Origin of the sequence: Alteromonas profundi (genome assembly GCF_010500865.1) — a bacterium.
GTDB lineage: Bacteria > Pseudomonadota > Gammaproteobacteria > Enterobacterales > Alteromonadaceae > Alteromonas > Alteromonas profundi.
In genome coordinates, this window is the sequence record NZ_JAAAWN010000026.1 from 47,234 (window position 1) to 67,903 (window position 20,670).

At 46.0% G+C, this 20,670-nt stretch carries 17 protein-coding genes; 14 read left to right on the forward strand and 3 right to left on the reverse strand.

Features of this window, described 5'->3' with window-relative positions; genetic code table 11:
* Positions 1 to 4: 4 nt before the first annotated feature.
* The 4 genes from GTH32_RS16035 to GTH32_RS16050 are packed head-to-tail and all read left to right on the forward strand — an operon-like array spanning position 5 to position 3,659.
* Positions 5 to 961 carry a heme/hemin ABC transporter substrate-binding protein gene (locus GTH32_RS16035; RefSeq protein ID WP_163087614.1) on the forward strand — a complete coding sequence of 319 codons (957 nt, stop codon included), beginning with the start codon at positions 5 to 7 and terminating at the stop codon, positions 959 to 961.
* A complete protein-coding gene (locus GTH32_RS16040) occupies positions 962 to 2,089 on the forward strand; it encodes a FecCD family ABC transporter permease (RefSeq protein ID WP_246223295.1) in 1,128 nt (375 codons plus the stop codon).
* The gene (locus GTH32_RS16045) at positions 2,079 to 2,903 is read left to right on the forward strand and encodes an ATP-binding cassette domain-containing protein (protein ID WP_163087616.1); all 825 of its coding nucleotides are present in this window, start codon (positions 2,079 to 2,081) and stop codon (positions 2,901 to 2,903) included. The genes GTH32_RS16040 and GTH32_RS16045 overlap by 11 nt, the downstream gene beginning before the upstream one ends.
* A 27-nt stretch (positions 2,904 to 2,930) precedes the next feature.
* Positions 2,931 to 3,659, forward strand: a complete 729-nt coding sequence (locus tag GTH32_RS16050) for a HugZ family pyridoxamine 5'-phosphate oxidase (protein WP_163087618.1) — start codon at positions 2,931 to 2,933, stop codon at positions 3,657 to 3,659.
* A 136-nt stretch (positions 3,660 to 3,795) separates the two neighbouring features.
* Here GTH32_RS16050 and GTH32_RS16055 read toward each other — a convergent pair whose 3' ends face one another.
* A complete protein-coding gene (locus GTH32_RS16055; RefSeq protein ID WP_163087620.1) occupies positions 3,796 to 6,738 on the reverse strand; it encodes a TonB-dependent receptor in 2,943 nt (980 codons plus the stop codon).
* Positions 6,739 to 6,804: 66 nt separating this feature from the next.
* On the reverse strand, positions 6,805 to 9,477 hold the full coding sequence (locus tag GTH32_RS16060) for a glycoside hydrolase family 16 protein (protein ID WP_163087622.1): 2,673 nt from the start codon (positions 9,475 to 9,477) through the stop codon (positions 6,805 to 6,807).
* Between the two features lie 768 nt (positions 9,478 to 10,245).
* Here GTH32_RS16060 and GTH32_RS16065 point away from each other — a divergent pair.
* The 5 genes from GTH32_RS16065 (at position 10,246) to GTH32_RS16085 (ending at position 16,930) form a co-directional block, all read left to right on the forward strand.
* The gene (locus GTH32_RS16065; protein ID WP_163087624.1) at positions 10,246 to 11,637 is read left to right on the forward strand and encodes a GH1 family beta-glucosidase; all 1,392 of its coding nucleotides are present in this window, start codon (positions 10,246 to 10,248) and stop codon (positions 11,635 to 11,637) included.
* Positions 11,638 to 11,658: 21 nt separating this feature from the next.
* Positions 11,659 to 12,993 (forward strand): glycoside-pentoside-hexuronide (GPH):cation symporter, encoded by a 1,335-nt coding sequence (locus tag GTH32_RS16070; protein ID WP_163087626.1) that lies wholly within the window; start codon positions 11,659 to 11,661, stop codon positions 12,991 to 12,993.
* 67 nt (positions 12,994 to 13,060) lie between these two features.
* On the forward strand, positions 13,061 to 14,080 hold the full coding sequence (locus tag GTH32_RS16075; protein WP_163087628.1) for a LacI family DNA-binding transcriptional regulator: 1,020 nt from the start codon (positions 13,061 to 13,063) through the stop codon (positions 14,078 to 14,080).
* Positions 14,081 to 14,141: 61 nt separating this feature from the next.
* Positions 14,142 to 15,221: a methyl-accepting chemotaxis protein gene (locus GTH32_RS16080; protein WP_163087630.1), complete on the forward strand. Its 1,080-nt coding sequence runs from the start codon at positions 14,142 to 14,144 to the stop codon at positions 15,219 to 15,221.
* 131 nt (positions 15,222 to 15,352) lie between these two features.
* Positions 15,353 to 16,930: a methyl-accepting chemotaxis protein gene (locus GTH32_RS16085; protein ID WP_163087632.1), complete on the forward strand. Its 1,578-nt coding sequence runs from the start codon at positions 15,353 to 15,355 to the stop codon at positions 16,928 to 16,930.
* Positions 16,931 to 17,065: 135 nt separating this feature from the next.
* Here the strand turns inward: GTH32_RS16085 and GTH32_RS16090 are convergent, their stop codons facing one another.
* On the reverse strand, positions 17,066 to 17,353 hold the full coding sequence (locus GTH32_RS16090; protein WP_163087634.1) for a YebG family protein: 288 nt from the start codon (positions 17,351 to 17,353) through the stop codon (positions 17,066 to 17,068).
* 298 nt (positions 17,354 to 17,651) lie between these two features.
* On the opposite strand from GTH32_RS16090, the gene GTH32_RS16095 reads away from it, so the two are divergent.
* From GTH32_RS16095 to GTH32_RS16115, 5 genes are all read left to right on the forward strand, one after another.
* Positions 17,652 to 18,830: a GAF domain-containing sensor histidine kinase gene (locus GTH32_RS16095; RefSeq protein WP_163087636.1), complete on the forward strand. Its 1,179-nt coding sequence runs from the start codon at positions 17,652 to 17,654 to the stop codon at positions 18,828 to 18,830.
* A gap of 147 nt (positions 18,831 to 18,977) precedes the next feature.
* Positions 18,978 to 19,379 (forward strand): 30S ribosomal protein S6, encoded by a 402-nt coding sequence (gene rpsF, locus GTH32_RS16100; protein ID WP_163087638.1) that lies wholly within the window; start codon positions 18,978 to 18,980, stop codon positions 19,377 to 19,379.
* Positions 19,380 to 19,390: 11 nt separating this feature from the next.
* Positions 19,391 to 19,618 (forward strand): 30S ribosomal protein S18, encoded by a 228-nt coding sequence (rpsR, locus tag GTH32_RS16105; protein WP_012519954.1) that lies wholly within the window; start codon positions 19,391 to 19,393, stop codon positions 19,616 to 19,618.
* Between the two features lie 25 nt (positions 19,619 to 19,643).
* Positions 19,644 to 20,096, forward strand: a complete 453-nt coding sequence (rplI, locus tag GTH32_RS16110) for a 50S ribosomal protein L9 (protein WP_163087640.1) — start codon at positions 19,644 to 19,646, stop codon at positions 20,094 to 20,096.
* Positions 20,097 to 20,442: 346 nt separating this feature from the next.
* On the forward strand, positions 20,443 to 20,640 hold the full coding sequence (locus tag GTH32_RS16115) for a hypothetical protein (protein ID WP_163087548.1): 198 nt from the start codon (positions 20,443 to 20,445) through the stop codon (positions 20,638 to 20,640).
* The last annotated feature ends 30 nt before the right edge of the window (positions 20,641 to 20,670 follow it).

The following is a 20,670-nucleotide window of genomic DNA, read 5'->3' on the forward strand; positions in this document are numbered from 1 at the left end:
GACCATGACGAATGCAAAATGGGTCGCCCATATTGGTATCTCTATTTTGCTTATGGGCTTGGGCAATCTTGGGGATGCCCAAGCCCATGAACAGCAAAATACACAACGTATTATCACCGCGGGCGGAAGCTTAACGGAAATAGTGTACGCCCTAGAAAAGGGTAACCAAGTGGTAGCAACCGACAGCACCAGCATGTTCCCCACAAGCGCACAACAGGTCACCAAGCTAGGCTATTTTCGCCAGTTAAGTACCGAAGGGGTATTAGCACAACAGCCCACCTTGCTACTCGGGGCGAGCGCCACGGGCCCAGGCGACATGATTGAGCAGGTGTCAGAGGCCGGTGTAAAGGTGGTTATCTATGATGTGCCTAAGAACCTTCTAGGCTTGCAGCAACTCATTGAACAAGTAGGCAAGGTTCTTAAGGTGCCAGACAAGGCAAAACGCCTTAGCACTAGTATTGCCGAAAACGTCGCGCATCAAGCAGCAAGCTTTAAAAAACGCAAAGACGGCTATTTTCCCGCTGATGCTAAACCCGTTAAAGCCTTATTTGTGGTGTCTAACAACGACCGAGGGTTAACTGTGGCCGGGCACAATACCGTACCTCAGGCGATGTTCGATATGGTAGATATTCAAAATGGAGCTCAGGAATTAGAAGGGTATAAGCTGATTAATAACGAAGCAGTGGTACGTCATAACCCTGATGTTATTTTCGTAGCAGGACATATGCTACGTGGCAAAAACGCCCTCACTGATTTATGTGAACATCCCGCCATTGCCGCAACCTTTGCGGGTAAGCATTGCTTAATCAAGGTCATGGACAGTAACGTAGCGCTAGGGCTATCTCCGCGTTTTCCTGACGGGCTGTCGGTTATCGCCGAACACGCATTACATGCCTTAGCGTTGAAACATCCTACGCCGATGAAGAAGTCTGCAATGTCGCTAATTAATAGGACTGATTAGATGACACAGGCGTGTACACGACTATCTCAATATGTCGCAACTAGGCAGCAAAACAATCGGCGAGGGCTATGGCTGTTTAGCGTAGCGCTAGCTATTAGTATGTACCTTTCTGTTACTAATGGCAGTATAGAGATAAACGCATGGCAGCTTATCTTTGCGCACATCGAAGGTCTTTATAATCAGGCATTCGGTGTTACACAGCAAATAACTGCAAATACAGAGTTAAGCAATGCAACACAATGGTATGTGTTTGCCCAGCTTCGCTTACCCCGGGTTATTATGACCTCACTGATTGGTGCGTTACTCGCTACGGCGGGTTGTACTATGCAGGGGTTGGTGCGAAACCCGCTCGCCGACCCGGGTCTCATTGGCATATCCGGCGGGGCCGCGGCGGCAGCGGCGGTAAGTATGGCCGTAATGCCTGCCAGCGCATTTTCCTTTATCCCTCCAGCCATGGCGTCTATTTGGGTAGGTATCTGGGCCTTTTTGGGAGCGTTAGCTGCGGTTTTATTGGTGCTGAAATTTTCCAACAGCGCCCACGGTGTATCGGTGGCCGCCCTTATACTAGCTGGTGTGGCTATTAACGCATTCACCGGTACGATTATAGGCGCGGTAAGCTATGTAGCCAGCGACGATGCGTTACGTCAAATTTCCTATTGGACAATGGGTAGTTTAGCGGGGGCTAACTGGAATAAAGCCCTCATAGTTGCCATTACCTGTGCGCTCGCCTTCGCGGGACTGTTTAGCATGCGAAACGCACTTAACCTATTAGCCCTTGGGGAAGGGGAAGCGGCGTATATGGGGCTGGACGTGAAACGCTATAAAAAACGTATGTTGTGGCTCGTTACGTTTTGCGTAGCGCTGGCCACTGCGCTTTGCGGCATCATTGGGTTTGTGGGGTTGGTGGTGCCACATATCTGCCGCACAATATTTGGCGTAAACCATCGCATATTACTTCCTGCCAGTGCCCTTGTAGGCGCACTTTTACTAAGCGCGGCAGATACCCTTTCCCGTAGTCTATTTTCGCCTATGGAAATACCTATTGGCATAGTAACTTCGGCAATCGGTGCACCTTTTTTCCTGTACCTTTTGTGGCAGCAAAAAGGAGTGTTTAGCGGTGGCCAATAGCAATCTTGATAGGCAATCAACAAATGTATTGCAGGTAGAAAATGCTAAAGTGAAACGCGGCGAGAGGCTATTACTTGCCAACATCAATTTTACGGTAAAAGCAGGAGAGTTTATCGCTATAGCAGGCGAAAATGGCTGTGGTAAATCTACTCTGCTTAGTATTTTATGCGCGGCTGATACTGCGCAAAGTGCCCTTGTACATGGAGAAATATGTATACAAAATGTGCCGTTAAAACATTACAAGGTACAGCAATTAGCAACGATAAGAGCAGTGATGTGTCAGCATCAAAGCTCCCCTTTTGGCTTTTTTGTGGACGAAATTTTAACCCTAGCTCGCCACGCGGTTATCGAGCCAAGCCATCTTAGGCACGCTTGTATAGCCGGTGTGTCTGAGGCGCTAGATTTACGCCATTTGTTGCACCGCAATATACAAACTCTCTCTGGGGGAGAGCGGCAACGGGTTTATTTGGCAAAGGCACTACTGCAACTTATTCCCTCATCGCTTGAGGACGACCTATCTGGCAAGTTGCTTCTACTCGATGAACCCACCTCAGCGCTAGATTTGCGCCACCAAAAACTTGTGATGGCATTGTTGGCCAAATTAAGCCAAGGGGGCCTTAGCATTATATGTATTAGCCACGATATAAACCTTATAACCCCCTACTGTACACGAATGCTGGTGTTAGCTAACCAAGGCGTCATTGCTGACGGAGCGCCTAATCAGGTACTGACTCATGGGGTCTTAAAACAATGCTATCAAACCGATCTACACCTATTAAAACACCCGGAACACGGTGTTTTTGTTACCCATTAAGCTAATTAAAATTAAGAGGAAAATATTATGAGCATGCAAGATATAGCACTTGCTGCAAAACATTTAGCCAGAGCACAGCATAGTGGTGTTCTTGGTACGCATTCTACTTCCATGCCGGGCTATCCTTTTGGCTCTGTGGTGCCCTACTATTTAACTCCTGAAGGCGATGCGGTTATTTATATTAGTGATATTGCGCTGCATACACGCAATATTAAGGCGAACGATAAAGTAAGCTTAACGATTTTCGACAACGAAGAAGACGACTCCCAAGCGAATGGGCGAGTCACTATTATGGGGAATGCAATGTGTGTCAATGAGTCACACATTGAAGCCCAGTACCTTCGTCTTTTCCCGCAGGCAAAAGGGTATAAGCAAACCCATGACTTTAACTTTTATGTGATTAAAACAGAGCGGGTACGCTACATAGGCGGGTTTGGTAAAATCCATTGGGTAGATAAAGCCTATTGGCACCAACAAAAACAGGAATGGCACAGTAATGTTGATGGCATGATCGCCCATATGAATGAAGATCATTTAGATGCTATGTCCCTCATATTAAAACATAGGCTGAATGTAGACGTTGTTGCGCCCACCATGTGCAGCGTGTTCCCCGAAGGCGCCCATTATACCTATGGAGACAATGTGTGGTTTGTTCCTTTTGAGCAGGTGTGCCAGTCGGCCAAACACGTTCGCGAACAGCTTGTAATTCAAACTAAACAGGCGCGTGAAGTGTTAAGCCCAGCGATAGAAAATTAAAAACCAAAAATCAGACCGGCAACAGTTGCCGCAGTTGTGTCACAGGCAATGTTAGGCTTCTATTGAGAAGAGCGAAAAAAACCACCGGCTAAATTTAGGCGGTGGTTTTTATGATACCAATTGTCGGCGTTATTATTTAGAAGGTATAACGCGCGCCTAGTGTGTAACGAGGGCCATATTGACGAGCAAACAAGAATTGCTCTTCAAAGCGTCCGAAACCACGTTCGGTTTCATCGTTAATATTCACCCCTTCTAAGAATACAGTTAGGTGCTGATTAACGTCGTAGTTAATGCTCGCATCAACCTGTCCGTAAGTATCGAATTGAGTTGCTGGGTTATCTTCAGATCCCTGCGCTTGGCCCATACCTACGAGGTATTGGTCGCGCCATGCATAGGTAACTTTTACCGATAGGCCATTTTTCTCATAAAACACTTGGAAGTTGGCAGAGTCACTGATCCCCACGATTGGGTTTTGTTCAGATGACAAATCATACGGGTCATAGTTTACATCCCCGTCTACCAAAGTAGCGTTTGCACCTATACCGAACCCGGTATCGCCGAATGTGTGTTGAATAGCTACTTCCAGGCCTTCTACCGTGCGTTTGTCTTCAACATTGCGTGGTTGGTTTACTCGCCATTCGATAAGTGGATCTTCAGAGGTAGGAGATATTACGCCATTTTCATCCGCATAGCCGTTATTTACAAAGTAGTCATAAATAGCGCTGTCGGTAGCCTGAACGCCGTCTGCTTCAAGTGCCGATACCGCTTCATTCCAACGTGGCCCTTGGTAAATATCGTGTATTCCTTCATAGGTTTCTTGCACTGAAGAATACGCGATATAGTTTTTAACCGACTTTCTAAATAAACCTAATGAGGCATAACTTGCTTCGTCGTAATACCACTCGAATGAAAGGTCTAAGTTATCGGATAAGTAGGGCAGTAAGCTTGTGTTACCCGCAGATGCCGTACGTGCGCCAATCTTTGGACTACCACTAAATGATAAACCACCTTGAAGTAGGCCAATAGGCGCGCGAGTTATCGATTTACCCCAAGAGAAGCGAGCGACTACATCGTCGGTTAGATCAACTTTTACATCAAACATAGGCAGCGCAATGCTGTACTCACCAGTGAAGTCGAGCAACTGCAAATCACTTTCATAATCAGTGATCCATTCTGATGGTGCCACCCAGTTCACTTGTGTAGGTACGCGTACTTCAGCAGCACTTGGTACTTCGGTCTCTTCGTAGCGTACCCCTGCATTAATTTGTATGTAGAAGTCGCTAAGTTCAAATTCCCATTCAGTTTGAACATAGATTGAGTCGGTAATTTCTTCAACATTACTTACAGACGGCGAACCACTGAAGTAGGGGTCGATAGAATAGGCGTTATTTTCGCCTACTACGTCACCTGTGATAAATGCTAACTGGCGAGCAATAGCTTCATCAAAATCAAAGGTATAGTAATATCCTGGGTTCATGCCCGCACCGCCCCCATCGAAGGCATCTAGGAAGTCGTCGGTGGTGTTGCGGACAAACATGCTATCTGGAAATATCTCGGTGAACGAAGGGCTAAAACCTGGGCCGCCACGTAGTCCACTCCACGCCTCAAAGCCTGTAAGAGCCTGCTCTGTGCGCGCCACACCAAAGTCAATTTTAACCAGTGGGATATCAAATGCAGAGTTGTACCAAGTTCCATCAAGCTGAAGCTGTTCTATATCAGAACGGCCCGGCGAGTATATAAATTGGCTGAAGTTAGAATCGATTTCACTAGGAAGGATCTCGTTGGTGCCGTTATTCCAGTTAACGTATACCTGTGGGATTTCGCCTTCACGGAAATCGTAAACCTTAGATTCGAGCTGATTCGAGCCTAAAATTACTTGGCCTGAACTACCAAGCCCTTCGTCATAACCGTTGTCTATTTCGTTGTAAGAGTCGTGATAATCTAGCTTAAAGTGCCAGTCGTCATTCACAATCCAATCAAGGTTTACACCGATAGAGCGAGCGTCAACACGGGTGGTGTTTCTGCTGGCGGTAAATGAACCATCGTCGCCGCTAATATCAGCGTAAACGGCGGTACCATTTTCGTCTAATTCATAGGCATTAATGTTGGCGCCGAAGTTATTCCAAATACCCCAGCCTACAGTATTGGTACCTGTGGTTGCGCGGGTGGCGGTGTAATCTACTGTAGCGGTAAATTCGTCAACGGGACGAAATTGAAGCGTAACTTGGCCATTGGTACGTTCACGTTGTACGTCGTTAATGCTGTAGTTCATATCTTTCGGAAAGAACGCGGCATCGGTAATGTTGGTACGGTTGTCTACCACATTGGCCGTATCTAACTCTGGAAGTTCGCCATTTTCCTGCAAAACCCAACCTTGAATAGTGGCAGCTTGTTGCTGAAAGTCACGTTCTTGGTGTGAAAATGATACGCCAAAACCAAATCTGTCATCGGCAAAGGTGTTGCTGTAAACGCCCGCGAACTCGGGGGTTATGTCATCGCCCTCAACGTTGGAAGTGTCGTAGATCCCTTTCGCTGAAAATGATGCTTGTTGCCCCGGACGTGCCAACGGTTTCATGGTAATAATGTTTACTGTTGCACCTAAACCACCGCTAGGATTTTCTGCCCGCGCCGTTTTGTGCAATTCTAGAGTGTTAACCCCTTCAGAAGACAGATTTTCTAAGTTAAACGAACGGGTAAAACCAGTGCCTGGCATCTGCCGTCCATTTAGCGTAACCAAGTTAAACTCTGGACCGAAACCTCGAACAGTAATTTGGCTACCTTCACCGTTTGAACGACTAATGGTAACACCGGTAATACGTTGTAGTGCTTCAGCGAGGTTGGTATCAGGAAACTTACCAAGCTCTTCAGCCGATATAGCGTCTACCACACCGCTTGAACTGCGCTTTACATCCATAGAGCGCATAAGGCTACCGCGAATACCGCTTACCTGAATTACTTCCACTTCACCTTCAGCGGGTGTCTCAGATTCCTGAGCGTAAGCTGGAAGTGCTAATGAGGAGCCCATCAACAAAGCCATTGACGTGGCGAGCTGGGTCTTTTTAAAAGTTGAATTTTTCATAATTGCCCTACTAATCTTTATCAATATCACACTGGCGCCAATACATAACAGGCGGCAGTTGCTTTGTTATTGCGCTGCAATTTCAACGTTATCCATGCGGTATACCGCGCCTTCGCCTGCACCCCACGTTGGGAACACCATAATCACGTCAATAGCGCTTATATCTAAACCGGCGTCGTAAAGGGTTTGTAGCGGGAAGGTATAGGTTTGCCACTCGCCAACAACAGGGTCGATGCCTTCAACGCTGTCAGCTAAACCCAGTTCCACTGCAGAAGCTGTGTCACCCGATTCAATTTTAAATAACCACGGCGCTGACGTGTCGTTAGGTGCCGAACTTACTTTTAGGTCAAAGCGTACTACACCATTAGACAGTAATCCTGATGCATCAAAGTAGACGTTATCATCTGCTAGGAAGCCCATTACCGTTGGGGTAGCGCCAATACGGAACTCGGCAACCGAACCATGGTCGGTATCATCAATTTCCACGGTGGGCGTTGAACCGCCACAGCAATCCCAAATAGACCATTGGTCTGCAGCAGTGTCAGCAAATAGGGTAATGCCGCTGGCACTACTTGCTTCACCATCGGGGTGGTAAAATTTTACATTGTCCATACGGTAAACCGCGCCTTCACCGGTTCCCCATGTGGGAAATACCATGATCACATCAATTGCACTAACGTCTAAGCCTTTAGCCTGTAGGTCTGAGATAGAGAAGGTATAAGTTTGCCACTCTCCCTCAACCGGAGTTTGGCCTTCAACGCTTTCGCTTAACGGTAATTCCACAGCGGTCGCAGTGTCATCAGATTCTACTTTAAATAGCCAATCGCCACTGGTATCGGCTGGCATACTTACTACGCGCATATCAAACTGTAGTAGTCCGCCCTCAACAAGGGCTGATGCGTCAAACGGCGTGTCGCCACCACCTGCTGCAGGACGTGTAATAAAGCCCATTACGGTAGGTTCAGCACCGATACGGAATTCAGCAGTAACACCGTGCTCTTCATTATCAATTTCTTCGGTAGGGGTAGATCCGCCACAGCAGTCCCACATTGGCCAATCTGGGTTCATTTCATCTTCGAAAATGACCAATTCTGGATAGGCTGATTCCTGGGAAATCTCAACGTTTGCCATGCGATACACAGCCCTTTCACCGGCGCCCCATGTTGGAAATACCATAATGACGTCGATAGCGCTGGTATCTAGTCCAGCTTCAGCTAATGCGCTTAAAGGAAATTCAAACGATTCCCACACGCCTTGTTCGGGTGTTGCGCCCGCTTCTGCATTAGGCCCTACATAGCCATCCATCAACGGCAGTTCTACCGCTGTCGTGCCTTCGCCACTTTCTATTTTAAATAGCCATGCTGCGGATGCGTCTGCGGGTGAAGAAACCATCTTTAAGTCAAACTTAACACTGCCGTTTTCTTCCATTGGCGAGGCATCAAACGGGGATGCTTGACCTTCTGGATCTGTGATAAACAGTTCACGACTAATAAAACCCATTACAGTGGGGGTGGCACCAATACTAAATTCGTATACATCACCTTCTTCAGTGTCCTCAACGATAGCTGGTGTCGAACCGCCACAGCAGTCCCATGCAGGCCAGTTAGGATTAGTCGTGCCATCGAAAATAGTAAGGTTTTGCGCAATGCCTGTTGAAGGTGGTGAAGGAATTGGAGCGGCGCCTTCAACAAGCGCATCTTCTGTCGAATCGTACCCCGCGCGCACGGTTTCACACCCTGCTCCTGTTACCGGGTCTGAACCACATTCATAAACACGTACGTAATCAATTTCGAAGCTTTGACCGTTGGCGAAGGCTTCAGCATCAATACCGGTTTCATTTACTGCTTCTGGCCAATTACCGCCAACCGCTAAGTTTAGAATCATAAAGAATTCTTGATCGAAGGGTGCGTTATCCCAGTGCGTAGTGAGTTCACCGGTTGTTTGATCGTAATATTCTGCGTACCAACCGCGATGAGCCAAGCCTGTGGCTTCGCCCTTACTGTTATAACGTACTTCTGAACGGCGTTGAGTAGCGTACAGGTAACCGTCCATATACCAACGAATCTCACCTTCTTGCCATTCAACCGCATAGGTATGGAAATCATCAGCTGGGTTTTCGCCGCTAGGTAATGAGTACGCTTGCCCTGAACTATCATTGTTCGGCCATTCTTGGCCATAATGCAAGGTGCCATAAATATGAGCTTCGGGATTACCGTCGGCATCCGCAGCTTTCAAGTTCACCGCTTCCATAATGTCGATTTCGCCAGAACGTGGCCAACCGCCATATACACTGTCAGTAGGCATCATCCAAAACGCTGGCCAACTACCTTGACCAGAAGGTAATTTGGCACGTATTTCAAAACGGCCATATTTAAAATCAGCTTTGTATTGGGTAACTAAACGGGCTGAGGTATAAGGCTTTTGCGCACCTTCTTCAGCGGGCAATGCAACCAGATTAAGCACTCCCTCTTCGATGTAGGCATTGGCGTCACTGTCTGTGTAGCACTGAGCTTCATTGTTGCCACCACCATCGCAGTTAACTTCATGAGTCCATTTATTGTCATCGATACCTGGCTCATCAAACTCGTCGCTCCATACCAGTTGCCAATCACTGACGGGGGCAGTCACATCGACGCTGTCAATATCAGTTGATGTGGTGGCTCCACCACCGCAGCCGATTAGGGTCGTGACCGATATCGCGGCAGCAATCCGCGAAAGTTGAGTTGCTTTATTAGTCATTATTCTCAGCCCTGTTCCAAAAATTAAGTTATAAAAGTTGCCGCGATGGCTACAACCAAGGGGTCTGTAAGCGCTTACAAATAGTGAAAAATAAAAAGCTTTTTTGAAAGCGCTTACATTAAATTAATATACTGGGCTCCAAAAATCAATACTCTTCGCAAAAAATTAACATTTGGGTAAATTATATTTCTGTTGTTATTTTCCTCAGCCCTCGACACTATTGGCTTGCGACGGAGTCGGCGCAAACATTAACTTTCTAGGTTTGGTTTTTTACTCTATTTTCACAATTGCCGTCATGTTACTGATGTGGGTGTTAACGACTTTGTAAACACCCTCGTAGCGCAATTTTTAAAAGTCTGGAAGGAGGAAACGAAGGTGTAAACCCTGTTTAAACGGAGGAACACCTTAAAAGAGGGGGAATAGCGCGGGAATACCGCGCCTAAGTGATGTTAATAAGCCTAGCACAACATTGCGCTGTGAATACGATGTAAAATTTTTGGTTAATTTTTATGGAAGCGCTTACAAATGGTGCTATTATCACTCCATTATTTCTAATTAATGTTCACGCATAAATCTGATGGCATGAATCAGTTAATTAAGGGCGTCCACATTTTTTTATCCGAAGGTGTGACAGTAAGGGAAGCTATTGAGCCCTCTATTATCTTCATTTTTGGGTGTTCTTAAGACCGCACTCGCGAGAGTTAGGCTAACCCCCTATTAGATGCAATAGATTATCGTTATTACTTACTTGATGAAAGGTTTTCACTCATGCAAATTCTCGCCAAACCTGGTTCCCCGTTTGCACACGCAGACTTTACAATTGGTGTCGCGACCTCGTCTTTTCAAATTGAAGGTGATGCAGATAGTCGAGAAGTAAGCATTTGGGATACGTTTTGCGATACGCCTGGAAAAATAGCGGATGGGTCCCACGGATTAGTGGCATGCGACCACATAAACCGCCTAGATGAAGACCTTGAAATTATAAACGCGTTAAATGTAGATGCCTACCGATTTTCAGTAAGCTGGCCGCGGATAATGAAGCGGGATGGTTCTGTAAATCACCAAGGGTTGGAATTCTATATTCGCCTGCTTGATAAACTAGCCGAGCGAAACATAAAAGCGTATGTCACCCTATACCACTGGGATCTTCCCCAACATCTCGAAGACGAGGGTGGCTGGCTAAATCGTGATACTGCGTTTGCTTTTGCCCGCTACGTGGATGTAGTAACTAAAGCCTTTGGCGAAAAAGTGTATTCATATGCCACCTTGAATGAGCCTTTTTGTAGCGCTTATTTAGGCTATGAAGTGGGCGTACATGCTCCTGGTTTAGTTGGCAAAGAATATGGTAAAACGGCGATACATCATTTGCTATTAGCCCACGGATTAGCAATGAAAGTGATAAGGCAGAATGCGCCTTTAATTGAAGCAGGTATTGTACTTAACTTCACGCCTTTCTATGCAAATTCAGATAGCGAAAGTGATAAACGGGCGACAAAGCTGGCCCACGACCATCATAACGACTGGTATATCAAGCCACTTATGCATGGGTGCTATCCCGAACTTATTTCACATATTCCCTCTGAGCATAGGCCTCCTATACAAGAGGGGGATATGGATATCATTGCCGCCTCCATTGACTACCTGGGAGTTAACTATTACACCCGTGCGAAAGTGAAAGACGACGGCAGTGCTGACCCCTGTCAATTACCGCCTCCAGAAGGTTGTGAAACCACCGCGATGGGGTGGGAAGTTTATCCACGAGGGCTTACCGACCTATTGCTTCAGCTTCATAATGATTTTGACCTTCCCCCTGTTATCATTACTGAAAATGGTCTTGCCAGTGATGATGTTCTTACCACTAATGGTGAGGTGCACGATGAACAGCGAATTTCCTATCTTACCACTCACCTTCAGGCTGTGGCTGATGCGATAGAGCAAGGCGTGAATATTACAGGGTATTTTGTATGGAGCTTGTTGGATAATTTTGAATGGGCGTTAGGTTATGAAAAGCGCTTTGGAATAGTCTATGTTGATTACGATACACAAGTGCGTACGCTTAAAGCAAGTGCGCTACGTTTACAAGATTTACTCAGGCAGCGTAAGGAAATCCTTGAACGTGACTATGCTTTGGCCGAACTGCAAGATACAGTAAATCTATAATAAAAAATAACGGTGGTATTTATGATTAGCGTTAGGGAGAAAATTGCCTACGGACTTGGCGATACGGCAAGCAATTTCATTTTTCAAACCGTTATGCTGTTCTTAACGTTTTATTATACCGATGTGGTCGGTTTATCTGCTGCGGCCGTGGGCAGCATGTTTTTATTGGTTCGTATCTTCGATGCTATTACTGACCCATTGATGGGTTCCCTCGCCGATCGTACGCGCACACGCTGGGGCGCGTATCGACCGTATTTATTGTGGCTGGCTTTTCCCTTCGCTTTGTGCAGCATTTTAGCTTTCACGTCCCCGCAATGGCTTAGCGACGAAGGGAAGCTGCTATATGCGTTCGCAACCTATACACTTCTTATGCTGATGTATACCGCAATTAATATTCCTTATTCGGCGCTAGGCGGCGTGTTAAGTGCCGACACAACCGAGCGGGTTTCCATTCAATCCTACCGTTTTGTATTCGCCATGGGCGGCGGTTTGTTGGTGACTACGCTAATGCTACCCCTTGTTGAATGGCTCGGCCAAGGGAATGAAGCAGTCGGCTATCAACGCGCCATGATGGTAATGAGCCTAATAGGCATGGTGCTCTTTCTACTTTGCTTTATGGGTACCGCTGAACGGGTAAAGCCTTCAAACGAAACCGCGATACCTTACAAAACCCAATTGCGCGCACTCTACAATAACGACCAGTGGCGTGTATTATGTGTAGTGGCCGTTGTGCTTCTTACCGGCTTGATAATGCGTAACACCTTGGCACTTTATTATGTTAAATATGTATTGCTAAGACCGGAATCGGCCACCTTATTCGTAACTGCCGGGATGATAGGAAGTATTATCGGCTGTGCGCTTGCCAACCCCGTGGCGAAACGGTTTTGCAAAGTAAAAGTGTATATCAGCTTACAGCTTATTAGTGCGCTTATCTGCTTATGTAATTACTTTGTTCCCTTTGATGCGTGGTACGCCGCCATCGCTTTGCATTTCTTTTGGGGGCTGTTTTTGCAAATGGCAACGCCATTGTTATGGTCGAAAATTGCCGATGTGGTGGATTATGGAGAATATAAAACGGGCCTTAGAATGACTGGGCTCACTTATGCCACTGTGGTGTTTTTTATCAAAGTTGGGTTAGCAATAGGGGGCGCGCTTGCCGGGTGGTTACTGGCCTCGTTTAATTATCAACCCGGAGTATATGATCCGCAAAGTGCTAAAGGTATTGTTATGCTATTTTGCATTGGACCGGCGCTCGCTTCTATTGGCGTTGCGATTATTATGCGCTGGTATACATTAAACGACAAAAAAGTAGCGGCAATTCAGCAACATTTAGTGCTTAGCGCCGAAAAAGATTAATCTTATACTGACAAATTGTCAGCAACAGCAAGGGCTAGAACGCAGCGTTTGTGCGTCGAAGAACACTATGGTTACAATTAAGCAAGTGAGTGAATTAGCTGGCGTATCCTCTGCTACGGTTTCGCGGGTGATCAATAATACTGACACAGTTAAAGAAAAAACCCGCAAACAGGTGCTTGATGCCATGGAGAAGTTGGGCTATCGGCACAATGTTATCGCCGCATCTCTCGCGTCCAATAAAACCCACACGGTAGGGTATGTAGTACCTGAACTACATGGCTCGTTTTTCGGCGCTATGATGGCCGGATCGGAGAAGGTTCTTCGCCAGGCCGATAAACATATGTTTGTGGTCACCGGGCACAGTGATGAGGTGCTGGAAAAAAAGGAAATTGAAGCGTTGTTATCGCGCCGCTGCGATGCATTAATTTTGCATGTCGAAGCGCTAAGCGATGACTATCTTATAGATCTCGCCAGTCAAAACGTGCCTATCGTAGTGGTAAACCGCTACATTGAAGAAATAGGCGAAAGATGTATAAGTTTAGACAATGTGCTTGGCGGCTATTTAGCAACGCAGCACCTCGTCGATTTAGGCCATAAACAGATTGCTTACGCCGCTGGCGCACTTTTTAAAGCTGATGGTATCAATCGCCTTATTGGGCATAAAAAAGCCCTGCGCGATGGCGGACTAGATTTTCGCGAAGAGATGGTGGCAGAAGGTAATTTCCAAGCTTATTCCGGCGAAAAATGCATTGACGAGCTATTTGACAATAACGTCACTTTTACTGCCATTGCCTGTGCCAACGATGAAATGGCGTCTGGCGCTATTAGTGCCCTGCGCAAACACAACAAACGGGTACCAGAAGATGTCTCGGTGATCGGTTTTGATAATGTAGATTTTGCTACGTACTTAACCCCTAAATTAACCACCGTGGACTACCCAGTTCGAGAGATAGGCGCAATGGCGGCGAGTTGGATCCTTAATCAAGCCTATGGCGATGGTAAAATGTCGTTGCAGCATATTCTTTCCCCGCGGGTTATCGTTAGAGGCACCACAGCTAAAATAAATGCAGATTCTACTTCAGACTAATGGCTAGTCTGCCGATTAATCTGTTAATCTATTTTTTATAAATAAATGAGTGGGTAAGGTCATGTTTGTAGCTCGCAGTAAATTCAAAGAGAAAGAAGCGCAGGTTTCTAGGTTAGAAAACCAATATCAAGCCGCTTTAGATAAAATAGCGACCTTAGAAGCGCAAAATCGTACATTGCAGTCACAATGTGATGAGCTAGAAGCAAATGCGGCTCGTGCCCAAGAGTCGGTGGTAACCCAGTGTATGGTGGATGCGTTGAGCCAGGTATCGGGGATCAGAGAAACAGTACTGGCGGCATACCAGCAAATTGATGCAGAAAGCCAATCTATCAGTGATATTAATCAACTGTTTACCCAATCCTCGGACGTACTTGGCAAGATAGTTGAGGATATGAGTGGGTTGAACAGCCAAATGGTAAGTATGAGTGAGCGTATCTCTGGTTTATCTACCACGGCAGATAATATTAATAAATTCGTGACAACCATTACCAGTATTTCAGATCAAACCAACTTGCTTGCCCTTAACGCCGCAATTGAAGCGGCAAGAGCGGGCGATGCGGGACGGGGCTTTAGTGTAGTTGCCGATGAAGTGCGCGCCCTTGCTACCGAAACCAATAAATCTGCAACAGAAGTTTCTGAGCTTGTTAATGGTATTATACAGTCTACTGCTGAGGCGGTATCTGGGGTAAATGAACTACGTGGCAACAACGAAGAGCTTGAAGTTGGTATTAACTCGCTAAACGACAGCTACGAAAGCATGGTGACCCATTGCGAAAGCATGAAAAACACCATTACAGAGGGCGCCTTACGTAGCTTTATTCAAACCGTGAAATTAGATCACGTTGTATGGAAAGCGGATGTTTACGCGGTTATCTGTGGGCACAGCGTACAGCCAACCAGCGAGTTTAGTGATCATACACAGTGTCGTTTAGGACAATGGTATAAAGAAAACGCACGTACACCTATAGCTCAAAATACAGCATTTAGAGAGCTAGAGGCCCCCCATGCGGCGGTTCATCGTAGCGGTGTGGCGGCCATTGAAGCTGTGCAAACGGGCGATACATCTGCAGTAAATACAAGATTGCTTGAAATGGAAAAAGCCAGCGAGCGTGTTTTAGCATTGTTAGATAGGTTGGTATAGCAGGTTAAACGCCGACTATACTTTATTAGCATTCTAGTCATAGCCTGAAAAAGGCTATTAACGTATAGTCGATAAGATACCTAAAGCTTCCTATCTCACTATTAGTATGTTTTTAAAGAGTATATCAACGCATGAGAAATAACCATTCGGTCACGCAAAGAGAATATCAGTTTCCTTCCCATTACCGCCTTATCTCTTCGACCGACAAACGTGGCGTTATCCAACACTGCAATCAAGAGTTTGTAGAAGTAAGTGGTTATGAATACGACGAACTCGTCGGCAAAAATCACAATGTTATACGTCATCCCGATATGCCAAAAGCCGCGTTTAAAGAAATGTGGCAAACCCTAGAGGCGGGGAACAGCTGGGTAGGGCTGGTTAAAAATAGGCGTAAAAATGGCGATCATTACTGGGTCTCTGCTTTTATAACGCCTGTGTATGAAGCAGGCGAAGTGGTAGGTTATGAGTCGGTGAGAATACCGGCCTTAGACACTGAAAAGAGACGTGCTACTGCTATTTATGAACGCATGCAAAACGATAAATCAGCCATCAGTTTTGGGGCTAAATTAGCAGCGTATATAGGTCAAATTTATCCCATGCTGCTGGTTGGCCTCATACTTACAATAGGGCTCGGTGTCTATGCAGGGGGCTCAGCCGCGGCTATGTCAGCGTTCGCCACGCTAATAACGATAATCTGGCAGCAAGCTAAGGTTGAGTCAACCTGGCAGGGCTTCTTTTCTATTAGCCCAGCAAGTTATAGCAATGCGCTTATCGCAAAAACTTATTACGATGATGTGAGTTATGTAGCACAAGCAAAACTTGCGTTAAATTGTGAGCTGGCACGTACCCGTACTGCGCTTACACGGATAGCTGACGCCTCAGGTAGCTTAGAAACCATCTCTTCTACAACGTTCCAACAAGCCGAAACTACGGGTGCTGCCATTGTGCAACAAAATCAGGCTACCCAACAAATTGCTGCGGCGGTAACGCAAATGAGCCAAGCAATACAAGAAGTGGCTGAGCGAGTGGAAAGTAACGCCGAAAGTGCTCGCGCAGCGGCGGAAAATGTAGAAACTGGGAATGCGAAAGCCGAAGAAGCTATGCAAGCTATCTTAGGTTTACGCCAAGCCGTAGAATCGATATCTACGACCGTGTCTGAGCTTGCTCAGTCCACCACGGATATAGGTGAAGCTGCGAGTATAATTTCTACCATTGCCGAACAAACCAACTTGTTAGCGTTGAACGCTGCCATTGAAGCGGCGCGGGCAGGCGAGCAAGGGCGAGGGTTTGCGGTAGTGGCAGACGAGGTAAGAACCTTGGCGTCGAAAACAAGAGAGTCGACGGATAAAATTCACAATATAATACAAGAGTTAGAAGACCGAACTGAGCGTGCGGTTAAAGTTTCCTCACAAGGTTTAGCGTCTGCTGAGCATGGCACGACTATTGTAGAAGAAACGCGAGTGGCACTTAAGGAAATTAACAACGCGGTAGCGGGGATCGCCGGCGCAACGGTAGAAATGTCCTCTGCGGTAGAAGAACAAAGTACCGTGGCTGAACATATTAACCAACAACTTGTTGATGTTGCTGATGGGGCGCAAGAAACACAGCGAGCCTCTGAAGCGTCTTTACAGGCGAGTACCGATTTGCAAGAAACCGCCAAAGAGGTGCATTCTCTTATTTCACGGTTTAGTACCCACATCCGCAGATAAACTAAACTTTTGCCTTTGTCCCCGCCTTGTATGTGCTTTTATACGCCATACTTTATTTACGCCATAGGGCGGGGAAAAAGGCGAGGTCATTAGACTGTACTCAGCGTTTTAAATGGCTAGCTTTGCCTAATGCGTCTAGCCGTTTGCTTTCAGTTTAACAACTTCAGCGCTTTCGTCTTCCAGCACACTTTGCGCGCTGGCGCCTTTAAAAATCTTGCTTACTTTGTCTTTGTTTTTAGCCAGCATGATAGTCAACTCTTCGGTAACACTGTCATCAAGGGCGATCCCTTTCGCTTGAATATACTCGGCTAAATTATCGGCTGCATCGAGCATTTTATCGTACTGATCTGCTTCTTTCTTATCGGTAGTTACCAATTTTTCTACCCCTTTGTGCGTAACAACATACTGTGTAGTAATGGCCATGGTAGGTCCCCTGGTTATTGAAAAGACTCAAAAACTGTACAACAAATAGCTGTATAAATAAACAGTTATTTTGCTTTTTGCTATGTTAATATCCTCCCGTATCCTTGGTAAATTTTCAAAGCTAGGCGTCTATCGTCATTTTTATGCAGACGTAAAATGAAAATCTGATATTCTGACATTGTTTTGCATCATCAGGTGTTTTGCTCGAAAGCTTTGCGCTATAGCGTGCACACCTAAACCGCTTTATTTTAGAGAATAAAAATACAGCCAACGGACTGCCGTTACAAAAGGGGACTCAATGCAACACGCTATTCAACAAGATATCGCGGCTATTCAGGCCATTGAAGCGGTACCCTATATCATGAATATTTTGTCTGAAGCTACGGGGTTGCGCTTTATTTGTGTAGCCCGTGTAACAAAAGACAATTGGACGATGTGTTCAGTTCTCGATAAAGTGAATTTCAATTTAGAGCCCGGTGACGAACTAGAAATACAAACCACATTTTGTAGTCAAGTACGTCAGTCAGCAAAAGCTATCGTCATAGAAGAAGCGTCTAAAGATAGCGCTTATAAAACCAGTCCAATTCCTACTATGTATGGGTTTGAGAGTTACTTTTCTTACCCCATATATAAAACTGACGGTACATTTTTTGGTACCTTGTGCGGGTTAGATCCAGTTCCTGCATCATTAAAAACAGCCAAAATAGACAATCAAATTTCAGCTTTTGCTGAGCTTATTTCCTGCGAACTTGAGGCAAACGATCAACTTAGCATGACGCAGTCTGCATTGTATGACGAACAGTCAGCCGCCAAACTAAGAGAGCAGTACATTGCTATTTTAGGCCACGATATTCGTACCCCTTTGTCATCGTTAAAAATGGGCGTAGATTTTCTCACTGATACTATTTCTGAGGCTAGTGCGCAGAAAGTGCTAAAACGTATGAATAACAGTGTGCACAAAATGAAGCGGCTCATAAACGATGTTATGGATTTTACGCATGGCAAAATGGGCAAGGGTCTCGTTCTGGACGTTCGTCCTACTGATAGCCTGCAACCTGTGTTATTGCATGCGGTAAACGAACTTGCCACCTTACACCCTGAATGCACCATTAATACTAATATTCACATAAAGGGCACCTTGTTCTGCGACCCTGAGCGTATTGGACAATTGCTTTCAAATTTATTGATAAACGCCATTATTCATGGCGATAAAGAACGTCCCATCGACGTTTTCGCAGGCAAAAATAACGGTGTGTTTACGTTAAGTGTTGCGAACGGTGGAACCCCAATTCCTGAAGAAACAAAGGCAAAACTCTTTCAACCCTTCTGGCGCAAAGAAGGTGATGCGCCTTCAGGCGGGTTAGGTTTAGGGCTTTTTATCGCCTCCCAAATCGCCCAAGCGCATCAAGGTAAGTTGTCTGTTACATCAACGCAGCAGGCTACCGTGTTTACATTCTCTGCTAAACTACTTAGCTAAACAGATAAAGCGGCGCGTTATAGGTGATTAATGCTTGTGCAATTAATCCCGTGTGCGTATAATGCGCGCCCTTACAGCCATCCCAATTCGTTCCTTGTCTCCATACAGTCGGCTGTACTGTCGAGGCTACAACCGTAAGGAGCTATAATGCGTCATTACGAAATCGTATTTATGGTTCACCCTGATCAGAGTGAACAAGTACCTGGTATGATCGAGCGTTATACTACCATTCTTAAGCAAGACGGTGGTCAGATTCATCGTTTAGAAGATTGGGGCCGCCGTCAACTGGCATACCCAATTGAAAAGCTGCACAAAGCCCACTACGTACTAATCAATGCTGAAGCGTCTGCAGAAGCTGTTGATGAACTGGAAAATGCTTTCCGTTTCAACGACGTGATTCTACGTAACATGGTTATGCGCACTAAAAACGCTGTGACTGAGCCTTCTCCAATGATGAAAGAAGAGCCTCGTCGTGAGCGTCGTGACGATTCTGCTCCTCGCCAAGAGCGCGCAGAAAAGAAAACTGAAACCACTGAAGACAACGCTTAAGGAGAACACCCATGGCTCGTTTTTTCAGACGTCGTAAGTTCTGCCGTTTTACTGCAGAAGGTGTGACTGAGATTGATTACAAAGATATCGCTACTCTTAAGAACTACATCACTGAGAGCGGTAAAATTGTCCCTAGCCGTATTACCGGTACTAGCGCAAAGTATCAGCGTCAGCTGTCTTCTGCGATTAAGCGCGCACGTTTTCTTGCGTTGCTTCCGTACACTGATTCACACAAGTAATTGGCGAACTTAAGGGGTAGCTTAGATGAACATCATCCTACTAGATAAAATCGCCAACCTTGGCGGCCTGGGCGATCAAGTGACTGTAAAGTCTGGTTACGCTCGCAACTTCCTTTTCCCACAGGGTAAAGCGGTTCCTGCAACTAAAGATAATGTTGAAAAGTTCGAAGCACGTCGTGCTGAACTTGAAGCGAAAATTGCTGAGCAGCTAGCTGCTGCAAATGCACGCGCTGAAAAAATCAACGAATTGTCTGAAGTTACTATCGCAGCACCTGCTGGTGATGAAGGTAAACTGTTTGGTTCTGTTGGTACACGCGACATCGCTGAAGCAATTACTGCTGCTGGCGTTGAAGTAGAAAAAGCAGAAGTTAAACTACCTACCGGTACACTACGTGAAACTGGTGAGTATGACATCGACCTACAAATTCACTCTGACGTAATCACTTCTATTAAAGTGATCATCATTGCTGAAGCGTAAGCGTTGACGTATTTAGAAAAGCCGCTCATATGAGCGGCTTTTTTGTTTGCCCAGCGAAGCTGGCAAACCCGTCAGGTTGGAAGAAACCTGAATCACCCTGACTGAGGGGAAGATAATCCGAATGGCAAGGGCGTTGTTGGCTAACGGCAGGGTCTGAAGGAAGCCATAGGAAGTTAGAGGTACACAACGAAAGTGAACCTGATTCGGCAAGGCAGGAGGGTAAGCGTGCAAAATAGCGCGAAGCCCGATACTCGGTCAGTCCTGTTTTGTGCTTGAGGGTGGAATTTCTAACAGGGAGCCAGTGCAGTAACTGGGGAAGCCTGACACCTAAACTTACTTAGAGTAAGTGGTTAACGTTCAAGGGGAGACTCAAGGTGTTAATCGGTGTGAGGTGGCAGATGACGCCGTAGTAGTGAGTAAAGTTCGGCCTGTGAAAGCCAGTAATGGTGTGGAGGGTAAAACCGAACTGACCATCAGCAGTGAGTCTGATGGCGTGCTTATCAGTCAAAAGCGGATAAGGATGGCGAAGGGCGGAAGTACATAGTAAGTCTGTGATGAGCAGATATTTTTTTTT